At 39.2% G+C, this 18,863-nt stretch carries 16 protein-coding genes and 2 other annotated features (1 of these 18 running past the window's edge); of the genes, 8 read left to right on the top strand and 8 right to left on the bottom strand.

The features are described from left to right. Positions 1 to 95 precede the first annotated feature (95 nt). Positions 96 to 1,226, top strand: a complete 1,131-nt coding sequence (locus OLD84_RS03415) for a response regulator (protein WP_209461722.1) — start codon at positions 96 to 98, stop codon at positions 1,224 to 1,226. Between the two features lie 179 nt (positions 1,227 to 1,405). Here the strand turns inward: OLD84_RS03415 and OLD84_RS03410 are convergent, their stop codons facing one another. Continuing rightward, positions 1,406 to 1,918 carry a hypothetical protein gene (locus OLD84_RS03410; RefSeq protein WP_209461721.1) on the bottom strand — a complete coding sequence of 171 codons (513 nt, stop codon included), beginning with the start codon at positions 1,916 to 1,918 and terminating at the stop codon, positions 1,406 to 1,408. Between the two features lie 183 nt (positions 1,919 to 2,101). Here OLD84_RS03410 and OLD84_RS03405 point away from each other — a divergent pair, with 183 nt between their 5' ends. After that, positions 2,102 to 3,886 carry a methyl-accepting chemotaxis protein gene (locus tag OLD84_RS03405; RefSeq protein ID WP_209461720.1) on the top strand — a complete coding sequence of 595 codons (1,785 nt, stop codon included), beginning with the start codon at positions 2,102 to 2,104 and terminating at the stop codon, positions 3,884 to 3,886. 65 nt (positions 3,887 to 3,951) lie between these two features. Here OLD84_RS03405 and OLD84_RS03400 read toward each other — a convergent pair whose 3' ends face one another. Beyond that, complete coding sequence (locus tag OLD84_RS03400) at positions 3,952 to 4,539, bottom strand: DNA-3-methyladenine glycosylase I (protein WP_209461719.1); 588 nt, start codon at positions 4,537 to 4,539, stop codon at positions 3,952 to 3,954. A 2-nt stretch (positions 4,540 to 4,541) separates the two neighbouring features. Continuing rightward, positions 4,542 to 5,414, bottom strand: a complete 873-nt coding sequence (locus OLD84_RS03395) for a sulfurtransferase (protein WP_319961885.1) — start codon at positions 5,412 to 5,414, stop codon at positions 4,542 to 4,544. A gap of 304 nt (positions 5,415 to 5,718) precedes the next feature. Between OLD84_RS03395 and pepT the strand changes: the two genes are divergently transcribed. After that, the gene (gene pepT, locus OLD84_RS03390; RefSeq protein WP_209461718.1) at positions 5,719 to 6,948 is read left to right on the top strand and encodes a peptidase T; all 1,230 of its coding nucleotides are present in this window, start codon (positions 5,719 to 5,721) and stop codon (positions 6,946 to 6,948) included. A 165-nt stretch (positions 6,949 to 7,113) separates the two neighbouring features. After that, on the top strand, positions 7,114 to 8,136 hold the full coding sequence (locus tag OLD84_RS03385) for a D-alanyl-D-alanine carboxypeptidase family protein (RefSeq protein WP_209461717.1): 1,023 nt from the start codon (positions 7,114 to 7,116) through the stop codon (positions 8,134 to 8,136). 274 nt (positions 8,137 to 8,410) lie between these two features. Here OLD84_RS03385 and OLD84_RS03380 read toward each other — a convergent pair whose 3' ends face one another. Next, positions 8,411 to 8,794: a DUF3139 domain-containing protein gene (locus tag OLD84_RS03380; RefSeq protein ID WP_209461716.1), complete on the bottom strand. Its 384-nt coding sequence runs from the start codon at positions 8,792 to 8,794 to the stop codon at positions 8,411 to 8,413. Positions 8,795 to 9,111: 317 nt separating this feature from the next. Here OLD84_RS03380 and OLD84_RS03375 point away from each other — a divergent pair, with 317 nt between their 5' ends. Genes OLD84_RS03375 through OLD84_RS03365 form a run of 3 tightly spaced genes read left to right on the top strand, consistent with a single transcriptional unit; the run spans position 9,112 to position 12,684 of the window. After that, positions 9,112 to 9,858 carry a DeoR/GlpR family DNA-binding transcription regulator gene (locus tag OLD84_RS03375; RefSeq protein WP_209461715.1) on the top strand — a complete coding sequence of 249 codons (747 nt, stop codon included), beginning with the start codon at positions 9,112 to 9,114 and terminating at the stop codon, positions 9,856 to 9,858. 3 nt (positions 9,859 to 9,861) lie between these two features. Then, entirely contained in the window at positions 9,862 to 10,779 is a 918-nt protein-coding gene (pfkB, locus tag OLD84_RS03370) for a 1-phosphofructokinase (RefSeq protein ID WP_209461714.1), read from the top strand. Positions 10,780 to 10,791: 12 nt separating this feature from the next. Further along, positions 10,792 to 12,684, top strand: a complete 1,893-nt coding sequence (locus OLD84_RS03365) for a PTS fructose transporter subunit IIABC (RefSeq protein ID WP_209461713.1) — start codon at positions 10,792 to 10,794, stop codon at positions 12,682 to 12,684. Between the two features lie 58 nt (positions 12,685 to 12,742). Here the strand turns inward: OLD84_RS03365 and OLD84_RS03360 are convergent, their stop codons facing one another. The 3 genes from OLD84_RS03360 to OLD84_RS03350 form a co-directional block, all read right to left on the bottom strand. Next, positions 12,743 to 13,195, bottom strand: coding sequence for a DUF2269 family protein (locus OLD84_RS03360; protein WP_209461712.1), 453 nt, complete (start codon positions 13,193 to 13,195; stop codon positions 12,743 to 12,745). 427 nt (positions 13,196 to 13,622) lie between these two features. Then, entirely contained in the window at positions 13,623 to 14,486 is an 864-nt protein-coding gene (locus OLD84_RS03355; RefSeq protein WP_209461711.1) for a fructosamine kinase family protein, read from the bottom strand. Positions 14,487 to 14,514: 28 nt separating this feature from the next. After that, positions 14,515 to 15,534, bottom strand: coding sequence for a PTS sugar transporter subunit IIC (locus OLD84_RS03350; RefSeq protein WP_209461710.1), 1,020 nt, complete (start codon positions 15,532 to 15,534; stop codon positions 14,515 to 14,517). Between the two features lie 544 nt (positions 15,535 to 16,078). Between OLD84_RS03350 and OLD84_RS03345 the strand changes: the two genes are divergently transcribed. Next, positions 16,079 to 16,639 (top strand): nitroreductase family protein, encoded by a 561-nt coding sequence (locus OLD84_RS03345; RefSeq protein WP_209461709.1) that lies wholly within the window; start codon positions 16,079 to 16,081, stop codon positions 16,637 to 16,639. A gap of 301 nt (positions 16,640 to 16,940) precedes the next feature. Here OLD84_RS03345 and ddlA read toward each other — a convergent pair whose 3' ends face one another. Then, positions 16,941 to 18,044 (bottom strand): D-alanine--D-alanine ligase, encoded by a 1,104-nt coding sequence (ddlA, locus tag OLD84_RS03340; protein ID WP_209461708.1) that lies wholly within the window; start codon positions 18,042 to 18,044, stop codon positions 16,941 to 16,943. A 244-nt stretch (positions 18,045 to 18,288) separates the two neighbouring features. Beyond that, positions 18,289 to 18,532, top strand: a binding site (T-box leader). Positions 18,533 to 18,633: 101 nt separating this feature from the next. Beyond that, positions 18,634 to 18,863, top strand: a binding site (T-box leader) (it continues 58 nt past the right edge of the window).

Here is an 18,863-nt window from a genome sequence, read left to right as displayed (position 1 = left end):
TAGATTAATAATGGAAAATAAGCGCGCAATTCTTTTATTTCCTAGCACTACAACTGTATAATGGAGTCTAGAAATATACCAAGGAGGGAAGCCTTATGAAAGCAATTCTTGTGGATGATGAAGCACTCGCTTTGGAATTTCTGGAACTCCAAGTAAATAAAATTGGCAGTATTGAAGTAATTGGAAGATTTAATAACTTGGTCCTCGAGAAGAATGCTACTCTCTTGGAGGAAGTAGATGTTATATTTTTAGATATAGAAATGCCTGAGATTAATGGGCTTGAACTGGCAGAAAAAATACTGGAAATTAACGCGGACATTTCCATTGTTTTTGTGACCGCTTTTAATGATTATGCCGTACGAGCATTTGAATTAAATGCATTGGATTATGTTCTTAAACCCATCCAATTGGAGCGCTTGAAAAAAACGCTGGAAAGAGTGGAATTAAAGGTAAATAATCGAATACATAAACCTTTCATAAAAAACAAAATGCTGCGGATAAATGTATCCAGGGAGCTTCGTTTCGAATTTATAAATGGGAAACCTGAATTCGTTCAATGGCGAACTACAAAATCCCAGGAATTATTTCTCTACTTACTTCATCACCGTGATAAAACGATTCGTAAATCAGAACTGGTCGAATTAATTTGGACAGATTTTGAAGAAGACAGAGCATATTCACAATTATACACAGCAATATATCATATACGAAAAATAATAAATAAATACAGCAGCCATTTTAAGATAGAGAACATGAGAGAAGGCTACGTTTTATCTACAAAAAATGTTTTCATTGATCTGGTCAAGTGGGAAAATAAGCTAAAATCTGCTCTGCCACTTAATTCAGAAACCATAGACCGTTATGAAGAAATCATGAAATTATATACGGGTGCCTATTTACAGGAGTATGACTATTTATGGGTGGAAGCAGAGCGGTATCGATTAGAACAGCTATGGCTAAAAACCGCTTATCAAATGGCAGGTTATTATGATAAGCAGGATAATTTGGAAAAGGCAGAAGCGTGGTATGTTAAAATTTGTACCACAAGTCCGGAAGAGGAAGATGCTCACTTTTCATTAATGAAATTATATGGAAGGCTGGGATTCGGTTTACAAATAAACCGGCAGTATCATCAATTGGAAAAGGCGTTGGATGAACTGAGTTTAGAGGTTAGTCCGAGTGTAACTAAATGGTACAAGCAATGGAAAAAAGCCAAACTAAATTAAAGCCTTAACCTGCGCGGTGAGGAGTTTTCAAAGGATTTATTTTGTTTAAAATTATGGTGCCAATCCACAAGTAAACATACCATAGAGTATGTTAGTCGAATATCCTAGCCCACGCTTATGCAGTAAGAAAGTTTTTATCTGCGTCAAAAAAACAGGCTACTTCATACAAAAATAGCCCCTCAATCATCCTTCCAAACAATCTTTCCATACTGTTTTTGATGATCAATCTGTACATCAAAGTCATGCTTGTTGTAAAAATACTTCAACCGGTTAACGTGGTCGAAATCTCGTTTTACAATATCACCGGTAATTGCTTGGACATTCTTCTCTCGTGCCGTTTCTTTTAAATGTTTCAATAGAACAGATCCGTAACCTTTGTTTTCTTCCCCTTTTATATCTGCAATATGAATCGTATGCTCATCTTTATATTCTGCTTGAATAGCTGAGTTCCATTTTCCTCGATAAGGTTTTGTGCAGTCATGAAGCATAATTTGAAATACACCCTCTTTTTTATCGGCATAAATAATTACCCATTGTTCATCTCTTGCTTGATCAATGCTAATAATTTCTGAACTTTTCGCAATTTCTTTCATATTATTTTGCATTCGGAATAATTGTATTTCTAATGAATCCAGTTCTTGTTTTATTTCATCTGTATCTTTTGGCTTCTCCATAAAAGCAGAATATACCATGTAAATCACCTATCTAACGGATTAATTGTCTGCTTCGGTTGAGCACACAATTTGTCATATTACTATATATTCGAGTTAGGTTTCAACTGTTAGAAATTTCATTTTAAAATGAATAGTACTTAATAATCAGATAGAAGTTGTCGATATAAGAAGAAATGTTTATTATGTCGATGGGGGATACATATGAAAAAGAGATTAAAAGGGGTTAAGATACCGAATATGAGGGGGTCTATACCAAAGTTACAAGCAAAAATAAAAGGAAACAAATTTAATTGGAAAGATGTCAGAATAGGCAAGAAGTACCTATCCGTATTCTTTTTGACTGCAATCTTGTTCCTCATGTCAAGTGTTATCGTATACATTCAATTACAGGAAGTACAGCAGGATGTCGAAACGATAGATAATCAAAGTGTACGAGCAAATGGCATGGCACAGATGGCTACACTTATTCAGGCTAAAGACGTGCAAAGTGCGGATTATCTCATCACTGGAAATGCCACTTATATTGATTCATTCAGTGAATACCAAGATGAAATTGCTCATTTAGCAGCAGAATTAGAACCGACCATGAATACCGAAGAACAAGTCGATACCTTTGATCAAATAGTGACGAACAATGAAATTATTGATAGTACATTTACAGATAGGTTGGTAGGAGCTGTTGATAGTGGGGATACGGCTTTGGCAAATTCACTACGAGATTACTCATCCAGACTTCGAGGCGAAACAATTGATTTAGTCGATGACTTAATCGAAATTGTCCAAATGGAACAGGAAGCGACCGTTGAAGCAGTCACACAAAAAACCGATAATAGCACTGCCGTCATGGCTATTTCAAACATAACAGTGATTTTACTGGGTGTCGCCCTAATGATTCTAATTAGCCGCCGAATAACAGCACACCTGCGACAAGTTGTTTCAATAACGTCAGAGGTTGCAGACGGGAATTTAAAAGTAAAATCAATGGATTATGAAGGGAAAGATGAGATCGGACAATTGGCTGGGGCTGTCAATCAAATGAAGGATAACATCCATGGCATCCTTTATAAGGTAGCATCTGCTTCTACAGCTGTGCAGTCAAGAAGCGAAGAATTAACACAATCAGCAAATGAAATAACAGAAGGTAATGGACAAATAGCATCAACAATGGAAGAACTCTCGTCAGGAGCAGAAACACAAGCAAACGGTGCTTCCGATATAGCGGAGAGCATGAATGATTTTGTACAGAAGGTTCGACAATCCGAAGAAAACGGTAAAGAGATTGCATCCAGTTCTGACAACGTCCTTACATTAACTACTGAAGGTACGGAACTTATGGAAAAATCAGTAGATCAAATGAAGCAAATCGATGCTATTGTTGCTGATGCTGTCGATAACGTACAAGGTTTGGCTAAACAATCCAATGAAATATCTCAATTGGTACTCGTTATAAAAAATATTGCGGATCAAACGAATCTATTATCTTTAAATGCTGCTATCGAAGCAGCAAGAGCAGGTGAGCATGGAAGAGGATTTGCTGTCGTAGCTGATGAGGTCCGGAAACTTTCAGAACAGGTAGCATCATCCGTCGGAGAGATTACAACGATTGTAGGAAATATTCAATCCGAAACAAATCAGGTTGTTGATTCATTAAATACAGGCTATCGCGAGGTAAAAGAAGGAACAATTCAAATCGAGACTACCGGAAGAAACTTTGAAACGATCAATCATTCGGTAACAGACATGGTTCATAAGATAACTGGTATATCGACCAATTTAAGGGAAATCGCAGGAAGCAGTGTAGATATGAATAATCTTATTGAAGAAATTGCCTCCGTTTCAGAAGAATCAGCAGCAGGGGTTGAACAGGCTGCCGCTTCCGCACAACAAACATCCAGCTCCATGGAGGAAGTTTCGAACAGTGCAGATGAACTAGCGGAGCTTGCCGATCAATTGCATGAAGAACTTAGGGCATTTCGGTTTGTTTAATGTTTGATGAAAAATAGCTACCTTGGAGGGTAGCTATTTTTCTTTTCAGGACATTGCCTGGATAGTCATTCTCTTCGGTGACCTTCGAACGAATCTTTATCTGCTAAAAAGCACTCCTTCGTATGATCATTCACCATACCAGTCGCTTGCATGAATGCATAACAAATCGTTGGTCCTACAAATTTAAATCCGCGCTTTTTCAAATCTTTGCTCATTTCCTCTGATTCCTTTGTAAATGCTGGTACCTCTGCATGTGTCCCCCATTCATTTATAATCGGTTCACCGCCTACAAATTGCCAAATATACGCATCAAAACTCCCGAACACTGCTTGCACATTTAAAAAGCACTGTGCATTCGTGACGACGGAACGGACCTTAAGTTTATTTCGAATAATACCTTCATCTTCTAATAGTTCCTGAATTTTCTCCTCATTATATTCACTTATTGTTGCAACATCAAAATAATCAAATGCTTTTCGGTAATTTTCCCTTCGTTTCAAAATGGTAATCCAGCTCAAACCTGCCTGAGCGCCTTCCAATGATAGCATTTCAAACAATTCTCGGTCGTCATGGGTTGGTCTGCCCCATTCGTGATCGTGGTAATCTAGATATAGTTGATCGGATGTGACCCAAGCGCAACGATTTTGACTCATTTCTACTCTTCCCTCGTCTCTACCACATTTTCTTCATACGAAATCCAGTCACTAAAACTACCTGGATATAACTTCACATTCCTATACCCTGCCATTTTCAATGCAAGTACATTTGGGCATGCAGAGATACCTGATCCACAGGAAACAATGATTTCATCATCTTTAGGCAACGAAGTGAAATGTTCCTGCAGTTCTTTTTCCTTTTTCCAAGAACCTTTCGCTGTGAAAACATCCTTCCAGAAGTAATTTTTTGCGCCAGGTATATGCCCTGCTTTGATATATAAGGGTTCCACTTTGCCTAAATACCTTTCCTTCGCCCGTGAATCGATTAAGGTTGCGGAACGATCCTCTAATTTCTCTTTTACTTCTTCTATGTCCGCGATCTGCCCACCACTTATATCTGGCTCAAACGCCTTCGATTCTAGCGCAGGAATTTCATCGGTGACTTCGTTTCCGTCCATTATCCAACCCTCGTATCCACCTTCTAGTACATACACTTTTTTATGACCTAAATAATGAAGTAACCACCATAATCGCGCTGCAAACATATCATTTTCCTGATCATAAATGACAACAGATGTGTCATGATCAATTCCGATTTTGCCAACTTTTGCAGCAAACATATCCATATCTGGTAGCGGATGTTTACCACCGTGCTTTTCAGCTCTTTCGGATAAATCTTTGTTTAAATCCATATAGACCGCACCAGGGAGATGACTTTCCAAATACATTTTCCTCCCGGCATCCGGATCATCTAACTGAAACCTGACGTCCACAATCACGGTGTTGCCCTGATTGTTTTCCAATCGGTTCTTTAAACGATTTACATTAATCACATATGACATTTTATCTTTCCCCTCCAATAGCTTGCTCATGATCTGTCCTCTTTTATTTAAAAACCAATGATTTTTTACCTTTTATAGCCACTATGGATTTCATTAATTACTATTCATTTTAACCCATGAAGCTGTTGAAATAAAGGCAAACCTTCCAATTATTCAAATAATTCATCTAAACATTCTTGTCCTTCTAATACTCCTTGTACAGTATAAAATTGATCTCGTCCGGCGAGGAGGCAGACTAAATACGCCACGTCTTGTGCACCGAACCCCCTCCACTGAATGAAGTTTTACTTTGTGATAGTATAATAGGAAATGAATCTAAGGAGATGAGTCCGCCATGAAAGAAGAAATAATCAATCGCTTTACTACATATGTAAAAATGGATACACAGTCAAATGAGGATAATCAAGAAACACCTTCGACACCAGGACAGTTCGAGCTGGCAAATGTGCTGGTTGCGGAACTAAAAGAAATCGGCATGGATGATGTAACCGTTGATGCCAACGGATATGTCATGGCAACACTTCCTTCTAATACGGATAAAGAAATACCGACAATTGGATTCTTGGCACATATCGACACAGCAACCGACTTCACTGGGGAAAATGTAAAGCCACAACTTATGAAAGATTTCGATGGAAACGACCTCACCCTCAATGAGGAGTTAAACATTGTTTTGTCAGCAAAGGATTTCCCTGAGCTCCCCCGTTATAAAGGGCATACGTTGATAACAACGGATGGAACCACACTTCTCGGCGCAGATAATAAGGCTGGAATTGCTGAAATTATGACAGCAATGGCCTATTTGATTAAAAACCCAGCAATCAAACATGGGAAAGTACGTATCGCTTTTACCCCTGACGAGGAAATCGGGCGCGGTCCACATAAATTTGATGTTGAACGGTTTGATGCTAAATACGCCTATACAGTAGATGGTGGCCCATTAGGTGAATTACAATATGAGAGCTTTAATGCTGCTGCAGCAAAGGTTTCTTTCAAAGGAAACAATGTTCATCCTGGAACAGCTAAAAACAAAATGGTAAACGCTGGTAAAATGGCCGCAGAATTCATCCGCAAATTCCCTGAACAAGAAGCACCCGAACACACAGAGAAGTACGAAGGCTTTTATCATTTGTTATCGCTTAATGGCGATGTAGAGAACACGAACGTTTCCTATATCATACGTGACTTTGATACAGAAAAGTTTGAAGCTAGAAAAGAGACAATGAAGCGATTTACGAATGAATTACAGGAAAAATACGGAGAAGACAACGTTGTACTTGAAATGAATGATCAATATTATAATATGCGCGAAAAAATTGAACCTGTAATGGAGATCGTGGACATCGCACAACAAGCAATGGATAACTTGAACATTGAAGCAGCTATTAAGCCAGTACGCGGTGGAACGGATGGTTCACAACTTTCCTATAAGGGACTACCGACACCTAACCTTTTCACAGGCGGGGAGAATTTCCACGGAAAATATGAATATATTTCTGTCGATAATATGGAAAAAGCAACGAATGTTATTGTAGAGATTTGCAGATTACTTGAGTCGAAGTAAACCCGTCACCTTTTAATGAAAAATGCTGCTGTGTGCAAACAGCCCCTGTAATAATTCATCATTTTGACATATCTTTATAAGAGTATTTCCATTGCTCCTAAGCATATTCTATGAGAAACTTAACGTTGATTATATCAAGAGGTTAGTTTATGAGGAGCGAAGAATATGTTAAAAAAATATGCATCCTATGTAATAGGTTTACTTATGCTTTTACTACTGGTCACCGCTTGTTCGACAGATGAAACAACTAATGATCCCTCTCAAGAAAACGATAATAACGAAACAAAAACCGCTGACGCAGCAGAAGAGCTTAAACTTCCTGAAACGGATTTACAAAAAATGGATGAAGGGACGGCTGTCCAAGCACTACAAGAAGTGTTAAATGAAATTGGTTATTCCATTACATCTAACGGAAACTTTGACGATACTACAACATGGGCAGTGACCGATTTCCAATTACAGCAAGAAGATTTACTAGCATTAGGGGTGTATAATGCGGAAACAAAAGAGGCATTGGAAGAGCTACTTTCCACGGGGGATACAGTCGAAGCGGAGGCCGGTCTTCCTCTAGATGCGGAAGAAGCTAGTACATCACACGAGGACACGCACGTTCTTGCAAACCCGTACGATCAACTGGCACTCGTTAATAAGCAATATGCATTACCGTCCGATTACACGCCCGATGATCTTGTAGTACCAGACGTTCCGTTCCCATTTGACGAGGACTTACCACAGAAACAATTGCGCGCAGTAGCGGCAGATGCTTTGGAGGAATTGTTTCAAGCAGCGGATGAAGCTGGACTTGATTTAGTAGCCCAATCTGGTTATCGTTCCTATGATCGACAAGATACCATCTTCGCATCTAACGTAGAAGCTCATGGCGAGGAAGCGGCAAATAATTTCAGTGCGCAACCTGGCGAAAGCGAACACCAGACTGGCTTAACCATGGATGTAACGACGCCTCATATAAACAACGAATTAACGATCGAATTTGGGGAGACAGCTGAAGGAAAATGGGTTGAAGAACATGCAGCTGAATACGGATTTATCATTCGTTATCCTGAAGGAAAAGAAGAAATAACCGAATATCAATTTGAGCCATGGCATATCAGATATGTTGGAGAAAAAACGGCTCAAGAAATTACAGCTCAAGCAATCACATTAGAGGAATACTATGGCGTTGAATAATATTATTTAGAAACCTGCTCACCTATGGGCAGGTTTCTTTATGTTTCATTTTCTTTTATTTAGAAAGAAAGTGATCGTAACATAACGGGTTCCGTTACCTATCGCAAAAGCCTAATTTATAGGCCAAATCTTAGTGAATTTGTATAATTAATTGCACCACAAATGTGGTTCTTTTTGTTTGCAAAAATAAAATGGGACAGTTCAGGGATCTAACCTATTTCTTATAAATGTTTTCAATTTCTCGTTAAGCTAAACATCTGGTAATGAAATAACATTAATTATGATCTAAATCGTCTTCTTCTAATGATCCATTTTTTCCTTCTTCTTGTCTATCTCCTTGAAATGGTTCTCCTTCAAAAATACCTGTAAGAATAACTCCGCCTTCATTATCATTATAAAGATAGACATATGTTAACTCCGGCTCATCTTCAAAAACAACGTTAATATCATAGTCTCCCGAACTAGTAAGCCAACGACTCTCCATTTCTTTAATATTATCTATATCTCCCCCTGTTTCAACAATATAGTTTTCCACCTGCTCCATTCTATCACTTCTTAACCATGGATTCCCTTCATATAAATAGTAAGCAAAACCCAAAATGAAAACAATTAATAACCCAATCAATGACCATATAGAGATTTTCATCGCTGCTTTCATATTTTTCATTCCTTTCTTTAAATAATTCCATATATTCCATTTTACAATTTAGTAGTTATTTTAAGTGGTATTTTAAATATTTGTGATAGGTAACGGAATCCACTAATCGCAACGGCTATATTTTTTCAGCAAAAATACAAATAACCAATTCCCACAAAAATTTGAAAGAAACACAAATGGTTACGAATGAACAGTGATGAAATTAGTGTTGTCGTATAAAAGTGGTTTATTTTGATTGAAATTGATATATTTTGATTGATTATTGTAATCGTTTACGCTATAATAAATTTATAAATAATAGAAGGTGATGTTCGAACATGCTGACCACGGAGAGACATGCTATTATTATCGATTTATTAAAACAAAAACAAACCATTACAATACAGGAAATCACGGAGATTACCGCTGCTTCAGAATCTACTATCCGCCGTGACTTAACGGAGTTGGAAAGGCAAAATAAATTAGCGCGGATCCATGGTGGCGCAACTTGGACTGAAAGAAAACAACAAGAGCTCAGTGTATCGGAAAAATCATCCCAAAATCTGGAAGCCAAAATGGCCATTGCAAAAGAGGCTGCTTCGCTCGTTCAAAACGGCGATTGCATATATCTTGACGCAGGAACGACTACATTCCAAATGATACCTTACTTAAAAGAAAAGGATATTGTTGTTGTTACCAACGGACTTACACATATAGAATCCCTGATTGAGCATGAAATCACGTCCTATTTGACAGGTGGGAAAATTAAGATGAAAACACGCGCCCTTATCGGTCCACAAGCTGTACAAAACCTTCAACGTTATCGCTTTGATAAATGTTTTATTGGTATTAATGGATTTAAATTTGGTATTGGGTATACAACCCCTGATCCGGAGGAAGCTATAATGAAGCAAACCGCTCAAAATCTGTCAAACCAATCTTACGTACTAACGGATCATTCCAAATATCAGAAAACAAATTTTGCAAAAATAAGCGAGCTAGAAGATGCAACCATTATTACAAGCAACCTTTCAGAGTCCGATCGGTTAGCCTTACAAAAATTAACTACAGTAAGGAGCGTATAACACATGATTTATACATGCACCATTACACCTTCGATTGATTACACAACCTATTTACCTACATTTAAAGCGGGAGCGCTTAATCGAGCAGATGAAGTTTATTATTATCCAGGTGGAAAAGGAATCAATGTATCCAGGGTTCTGCAACGGTTGGGGCGAGACAGTATTGCTTTAGGTTTCGCCGGAGGATTTACTGGCGATTATATCAAGCAATTCTTAAGTGATGAGAGTATTCAAACTGATTTTACGGAAACGAATCAAGTTACACGAATCAATGTAAAAGTGAAAGCTGATACAGAGTCTGAACTAAACGGGCCTGGACCTACTATAGAGGGAGCACAGTTGGAAGAATTACTTCAAAAAGTTAAGAACTTCAAGCAGGGTGATTGGTTCGTACTTGCTGGTAGTCTTCCTGAATCAATTCCTTCGTCTTTTTTCGAGGAACTTGCAGCAGCTTGTCGGGAAAATGGTGTCCATTTTGTTCTGGACACATCTGGATCAGCCCTTAAACAATTGGTTCAGACAAAACCATTCTTGATTAAACCAAACGAGCATGAGCTTGGTGAACTATTTGATACCACCATTTCTAATAAAGCGGAAGCCGTATATTATGCCAAGCAGCTTGTTGCGGCTGGCCTTGAGCATGTGATTGTTTCCATGGGCGGAGAAGGTGCCATTTTAGTTACCAATAATCTCGTATTAACAGCTGAATCTCCAAAAGGAACAGTTGTTAATACAGTGGGCGCCGGCGACTCGTTAGTATCTGGATTCCTTGCCTCTTATATGGCGAATAAAGATGCAGCCGCAGCATTCCGTTATGGTGTCGCAAGTGGTAGCGCCACAGCATTTCAGACGGATTTATGTAAAGAAACCGATGTAGAAGCATTGCTATCTAACGTTTTGATTAAAAATTTTGACGAATAGGATGTGATTCATATGAAAATCACGGAACTGCTAAAAGAAGAAACGATTATCCTTGATGTAAGTGCGAGCACGAAGCAAGAAGTCTTGACCGAATTAATTGGTCAACTTGATCAGGCGGGACGTTTAAACGATCAAGCAACTTTTACGGAAGGGATTTTAGCTAGAGAAGAACAAAGCACAACCGGAATTGGGGAAGGCATCGCCATCCCACATGCAAAATCAAGTGCTGTAAAAACACCAGCAATTGCCTTTGGCCGTTCGTTGGATGGTATTGATTTTGATTCACTTGATGGACAACCGGCACAACTCTTTTTCATGATTGCTGCAAGTGAAGGTGCTAATAACGACCATTTAGAGGCTCTGTCTCGCCTTTCCACCTTTTTGATGGACGAGAACTTCCGTAAAACTATTTTACAAGCTACTTCAAAAGAGCAAATTTTACAAGCTGTAAATGAAAAAGAAATAGAAGTGGACGGCCCAGAAGAAGAAACGGAAACTGACAGCGATGCATCTAAAATACTAGCTGTTACAGCATGTCCAACTGGGATTGCACATACGTATATGGCTGCTGAAAAATTAAATGAAACAGCGAAAGAAATGAACATCCCGATTAAAGTTGAAACGAACGGGTCAAGCGGTGTTAAAAATCGGCTAACAGAAAAAGATATTGAAGAGGCTGACGCTATTATTGTCGCAGCGGACACGAAGGTGGAAATGGCTCGTTTTCACGGGAAGTCCGTTCTACAAATACCTGTTGGAAAAGCCATTCACGAAACAACAGAGATATTAAATCGTGCCATGAAAAAGGATACATCAACGTATTCCCATGAGGAATCAGCAAGTGAATCCTCTGAAAAAGAAGGCAAAAACGGTTTCTACAAACACTTAATGAACGGTGTCTCCAATATGCTTCCATTCGTTGTCGGTGGCGGTATTTTGATCGCACTTTCCTTCTTCTGGGGAATAGATGCTTCTGATCCAACAAGTGATCAGTATAATCAATTTGCAGCAATGCTCGATGAAATTGGAGGAGGAATGGCATTCTTCCTTATGGTTCCAGTACTAGCAGGTTTTATTGCGTCAAGTATTGCTGATCGTCCAGGTTTTGCACCAGGTATGGTTGGTGGTCTAATTGCAGTAAGCGTATCAGGAGCTGAAGGCGCAGACGGTGGATCTGGTTTCCTTGGTGGTCTAATTGCTGGTTTCCTTGCCGGTTATGTCACGCTCCTTGTGAAGAAAGCATTCTCTCGTATTCCTGAGTCATTAGATGGATTAAAGCCTGTTTTATTCTTTCCTGTATTCAGTATAGCAATCACTGGATTAATCATGATGACGATCAATCCTCCATTAACACAAATATATACGGGTCTAACAACATTTTTAGAAGGAATGGGTGGAACAAACCAGGTACTTCTAGGGATTATATTAGGTGGTATGATGGCTGTTGATATGGGAGGTCCGGTTAATAAAGCTGCCTATACATTCGGGATAGCCATGCTAGATGCTGGCAACCACTCATTTATTGCAACGGCAATGGCTGCAGGTATGGTGCCACCACTCGGAATGGCTCTTGCTACAACCTTATTTAAGAACCGGTTTACGAAGACAGAACGTGAAGCAGGAAAAACTTCCTATGTATTAGGTGCAGCCTTCATTACAGAGGGTGTCATCCCTTTTGCAGCAGCTGATCCGGCTCGTGTTATTCCTTCTGCCGTATTAGGTGCGGCTACAACTGGTGCGTTAACAATGTTATTTAATATAGGGTTGCCTGCACCACATGGTGGGGTATTCGTTATCGGCTTTGTAGATGGTGGATTGGGACAAATATTACTCTACCTATTAGCGATTGCAGTTGGTACGATTGTCACCGCCTTTGCAGCTGGATTATTGAAAAAGAAAATTTAATTATTATCATAGAAATTAGCGCATCAGCAATATATGTTGATGCGCTAGTTTAGTTTTTTTAAAAAGGCTTTACTATCATTAATGCAATAACAATTAAAAAGATGACATTTTCAATCCGTTCGTAAAAGAATAATCTTTTGGATAACGTATAATATTCTGCTGGAATCTCTTCCCCTTCATGCTCCTTTAACAATGCCTTAACTGGTTTAGACCGTGGGGATAAAACCAATGGACCAAATGCTAAAGCGATTAAATACAGGGTTAAGCTTGTCACATACCAACCCGTTGTAAATAGATAGGTGTTTATAAATCCCATCCATAAACCTGTGATTATTAGGAGTGTCCCTCCAACCATCACAAAAATATGCAATCGATTACGGATATTATAGGCATGTTTCAACTGTGTCATGTTTGTCGCTTGTTTCACAACATATATCATCACAAATCCTGGCCCTAAACCTAATATGGCTGAAAAAATATGAACAAATAGAAGTAATTCATAGAATGTCATGGCTTAAACTCCCTACTATCTTTTCAAATGGCTATTTTCTAAAAGGTTGTTGTTTTTGACATAAGATCTATAAAGTACGGCGTAGTCTTAATCTACCGCTGCAGGAAATACATGATGCTTTCCGCGAGCGGCTGTGGTGAATAATAGAAATCATGATTCTTCACTATTATGGCAGTTGATTTGAGCGGAATGCAACCAGCAGTTATGCCACAGTTTATATCAACTACAAAGATTTAAAAACAACAATTGTTTTCGGTGGGACGAGTAAGCGCAAATGTCTTCGGTGGGACGAGTAAGCGCAGTCCCAGTCCCAGTCCCAACACTTACGAAAAGAGCCTTCCAAATTAATCATACCGTTATAGATAGATAGGGGGTGTGATTTACCACACACTAAACCACTTCGTTATAACAATTTAGTGAACTTTCATTAGCCTACATATCTTTTCAAAATCGAATCCACAGCATTTCCATACCCTTCACCAAAAATATTCAGATGCACCAACAAATAATAAAGCTGATAAAGGGCTTTTATTTCTTCATAGTAGTCTGCGAGCGGGAATCTCTCTTTATAGACTTCATAAAATTCACCCGAATACCCACCGAATAGCTCCGTAAAAGCTAGTTCAAAATGTCTATCTCCATATAAAAAGGATGGATCGATCACACACGGAATGCCACCCTGACCTACTAGCCAGTTCCCGCCCCATAAATCTCCATGCAGGTACGAGGGATCGACCTTTTCAGGTATCCACTTTTCCAGCTTTCCCAATAGATTCTCCAGTCGATCGCGCCGTTTTCCAGTAATAGCATTTTGCCTTACCCCTAATTGCAATTGCGCACGTAGTCTCTGATCCCGATAATATTCCAACCAACTCGTGAACAAGCCATTTGGCTGTGGCAACAAACCAATGAATGTGTCCTGGTAAAATCCATGCTGTTCTCCAAATGTTTGGTGCATTTTTGCAATATGATCCCCTAGCATCCCTGCTGTTTTCTGTGTTTTCCTTCCTTCCACCCATTCCATCATTAGAAAGCCTTCCTTTTCTTCATCGGAAAATGCCACTATTTCTGGCACAGCTATGGAATCGGTACTCCTTATAAGTTCGATACCTTCCGCTTCCAACCTAAAAAAATTATCCGGTGCATCGGTATGATATTTGATGAAGTATCGATTAGCCTCTGTTTCAACATAATAGCTTTTATTAATTGATCCGCCTTGTATCTGTTTCCTATTTTTTAAGGCGGAGTGATCATTAGCCTTATATAATGCTTTTTCAATTAAATGATTCATTTGGCTACTCCTTTTTATTAACAACTACTTACTCATACGTTATCTTCATATCTCCCGGCTTTATCCACCCTTTCACACGGAACCACTCTGAAATTCCGAGGCTAATAATTGCTGGAGCAATAATATGTAGAATTAAAATACTCCAAAAAATATTCATCGAAAAGCCCATTGATTCGAAGGTCATGATCTGCCCTACTAGACCACTCGTCCCCATGCCTGCACCCGATGCATTATTTGTTAACCCTAGCCAAACTGTAGCAAAAGGCGCCAAAACAATCCCAGCAATAGTTGGCGGTAGTATGATGATCGGTTTTTTAATAATATTAGCAACCTGCAGCATCGACGTCCCGATCCCTTGTGCCAAAAACCCTCCAAAACCATTATCCCGGTAGCTTGATGTAGCAAAACCCATCATTTGAGCAGCGCATCCGATCGTTGCTGCACCAGCAGCGAGTCCGTCTAATGATAGCATCATAGCAATTGCTAAAGCAGATATTGGGGCTGTTAACGCCCATCCCATGAGCACCGCTACCAAAATTCCCATGATAAATGGTTGCTGCGCTGTAGACCAATTGATTACCTCACCAAATCCTACCATAAATGAATCAATCGGGGGTCCTATAAATGTACCGGTTGCAAATCCGACTAGTATGGTTACAAATGGCGTTATAATAATGTCCACACGTGTTTCCTTATAGACTAACTTTCCAAGTTCAGTCGCAAATAATGCTGAGACATAACTACCAGCAGGCCCCCCTAATTCAGCACCGAAAGCCCCAGCAAAAATTGTTGAAAATAACACTAACGGCGGTGCCTTTAAACCATATGCGATCGCAACTCCAATCGCAGCACCCATAATTTTTGTATCCATGGCAAACTCTCCCATTTCTACAAAAAAATCTAAAAATGCCACTTGTTCCCCGATTGTTTTAATAATAAGTCCAATGATTAACGATGAAAATAGCCCCAATGCCATATAGCTCAAAGCAGTGATCGAATATTCTCTAATCGAAAGCGAAACCCCTTTTCGCTCAAGAAAATTTCTCATGTTCTCCCTCCTTACCTGTGAATACATTCACATGCATTGTGTGATCTTGCTCATTATACGTCCTGTTAATTACCTATTATTACGTTAATTGTTTCACATATCAAGCGTTTTTTGAAAAAAATTAAATTTAATATGATTTTGGGTGTTGTCTCCCTGTTCTGGGTCCTGCTCTCCCGATTTCGGGCCGCTCTCTCCTGGTTCGGGTCTCCCGCTCACTCGAGCACCAACACGCCCAGGTCGAGCGCCACCCCCCCAGATCGAGCGCCAGACTACAAAATTATCGCTCTCGCTCGACTTCTACTCCCGTTCGCTCGAGTAGAAGCATCTGTCGCTCGAGTGAAGCAATCTCCCGCCCACTCGAGCACCAAAACGTCCAAGTCGAAGTCTCTACCGATTTCAGCGCGCTCCCTCGGTTCCCTCATTTCCCGCCGCATCCAGGACCCGCCCTCATCCAGCCAGTTGCTTTTCCTCGCATTATCGGCTACAATTTAATTGATAACCGTTATCAGTGTATAAAGATTTTGTTTGAAAGAGGAGAGATGAAATGGAACAAACAAAAAATCAGACAGAACTAGCGAAGATTATCCGTGAACGTCGTGCGGTTAAAAAAGGATATAATAATAAAGCTGTTACAGAGGAAACCGTTAAAGAGCTATTAGACGATGCAATATGGGCGCCGACACATGGCATGCGTGAGCCTTGGCGTTTTATTTTTGTTGGACCTGATCAATTAGGAAGTTTTGCCAAAAAGGTGGCAGCAACATATCCTGAAGAAAGACAACAAAATCGTGAAGACTATTTAAATGAACCGAATGCCATTTTAGTGGTTATTATGGAAGAACCCGAAACCCAAAAAACGTGGGATGAAAATTTTGGTGCGACTGCAGCTATGATCCAAAATTTCTGGCTACTCGCATGGGAAAAGCAACTTGGCGTCGTATGGAAAACAAATCCACATATTTATGATCCAAATGTAAAAGAAATCTTAAATGTTGGTGAAAATGAAAAAATTGCAGCCTTTGTCCATCTTGGGTACTTTGACGATATGCCAATAAAAAAACCAAGAATACAGGCAACAGAGAAATTCAGTAGATTTGAAGGTTAGAAAACGTGGCATTCGTTAAAGGTATTCTTAGAAAGCGTTCTCTGCTTTGTTAATACCCTTTATGCTTTGGAGTGCAAGCCTTATAGCGATAGCCAAAGCCCCCACTTACGACACACAAACCTTTTCGATGAGCGAGCATTTACGGTTTGTCGGGATAAATACGATTGTACGCGGAACAGAACAAATGGTTGCGAGCGCGGGATAAATTCGATCGTACGCGGAATGAATCAGATCGTACGTTGAACAAATGGCTGCAAATGCGAAAAAACCACCAAATGTCACTCAACATTTGGTGGTTTTTTTAATGATCCCAGACAGTGTTCTTAAGCATGCTATCATTTTGCTGGCGTTCAATTGCCAGCTCGATTAATTCACTAATTAGTTCCGGATAAGAGATGCCACTTATCTCCCATAATTTTGGATACATGCTGATTTTTGTAAATCCTGGCAGTGTATTTACTTCATTCACGTAGATAGTACCCTCATCTGTTAAGAAAAAATCAACACGGGACAAGCCTTCACATTGAAGCGCTTCGAAAGCATTGACCGCAACTTCCTGCATACGTTTCGTCATTTCATTCGTAATATCCGCAGGTATTGCCAAGTCAGCGCCCTTTTCATCTATATATTTGGATTCATAAGAATAGAACTCTGTTTGTGGTAGTATTTCCCCCAATAAGGAAGCCTTTGGTTCAGCGTTTCCAAGTACCGAACATTCTATTTCTCGTCCTACTAGATTTTCTTCAATGATAATTTTATGATCAAATTGAAAAGCGAATTCTACACCAGCTTCAAATTCGGCCTTTGTAGACACCTTACTTACACCGACAGATGAGCCTTGATTTGCTGGTTTGATAAACATCGGGACACCTAAATATTCTGCCGCTTCCTTATAATTTATCTGCGGCTTCTTTGCTCTGGTATATGCAAGTCCTTTAGCTACATTTATATTCGATTCTTTTAATAGACGTTTTGCAATATCTTTATCCATACTAACAGATGACCCTAGAACACTTGAACCTACAAATGGAATGTTGGCTATACGAAGCATTCCCTGTAAACTTCCATCCTCCCCTGACGTTCCATGGACAATTGGAAATACAACGTCTAGCTGATCCAACTGACGTGCGCTTGCAGCATGAATTAATTGATTCTCCGATTCACCAGGAACGAGTGCAATCATGTCGTTCGACTTATTTAGTTCTATAAGCTTTGGATTTTCAGCGTTTAACAAATAAGAATCTTCATTATTTAAATGCCACTTTCCATCTTTATCAATTCCAATTAATACAACATCATATTTATTTCTATCAATTGCTTCTACAATATTTTTAGCAGATTGCAGTGAAACTTCGTGTTCAGCAGATTTCCCACCAAATATAATACCAACTTTTGTTTTTGCCATACAACAGACATCCTTCCTTAGAAAACTTGGCTTTTGCCTAGCCTTTACGGCAAAAGGCTTAGTTGCACTTATGCAGTAAGAAAGTTTTTATACTTTCTTATCTGCTAAATAGCTATATATTTAAAATAGCATAAATCAGCTTGTATGTAGAACAGAAACATTAGAAAAAACAATCATATAATTGTCAAAAACCACTTGACTTTTTATTCAAACTACTCTATTATAAAAATTAATAATTTAATTAACTAAAGCGTTGAAGAAGATAGTAATCTATTTGAACACCTTAGAGAGCTGGTGGTTGGTGCAAACCAGTGTGATTCTGGTAGATGAATGGGCTTTTGAGCTTCCAAACCGAACCTAACAGGCAGTAGGCTTTGGCGAACATGTCTCATCGTTACACGAGACGATATCAAGCAAATTTGTTTGATATTACCAAAGTGAGCTGTTTTCAGCTAATAAAGGTGGTACCACGATTCCTCGTCCTTTTCGGATGAAGGATTTTTTTATATTCATAAGCGCAACTAAGGACTTTGCCGTGAAGGCTCGGCAAAATCCAAGTTTTCTAATATTCACTTACGAAAATTTAATAGTAAAATCATGGATTAAGAGTAGTAAGCATTATTTGTAACGTAACAGAGAGCTGGTGTTGGTGGAATTCCAGTACGTGACAAATGCTGAATGGACTTATGAGAGGTTTCCTGAACAATGAAAAGTAGGGAAACACGGGCTCCGCCGTTACACGGATAGGATATCGGATCATTTCACTAGCCATCCTCACTGGAAGGCTTTATTTATAATGATTCCCGTATCTGAATAAGA

Origin of the sequence: Virgibacillus natechei (assembly GCF_026013645.1) — a bacterium.
GTDB classification, from domain to species: domain Bacteria; phylum Bacillota; class Bacilli; order Bacillales; family Amphibacillaceae; genus Virgibacillus_L; species Virgibacillus_L natechei.
This window is presented reverse-complemented; position numbering and strand designations above follow the sequence as displayed.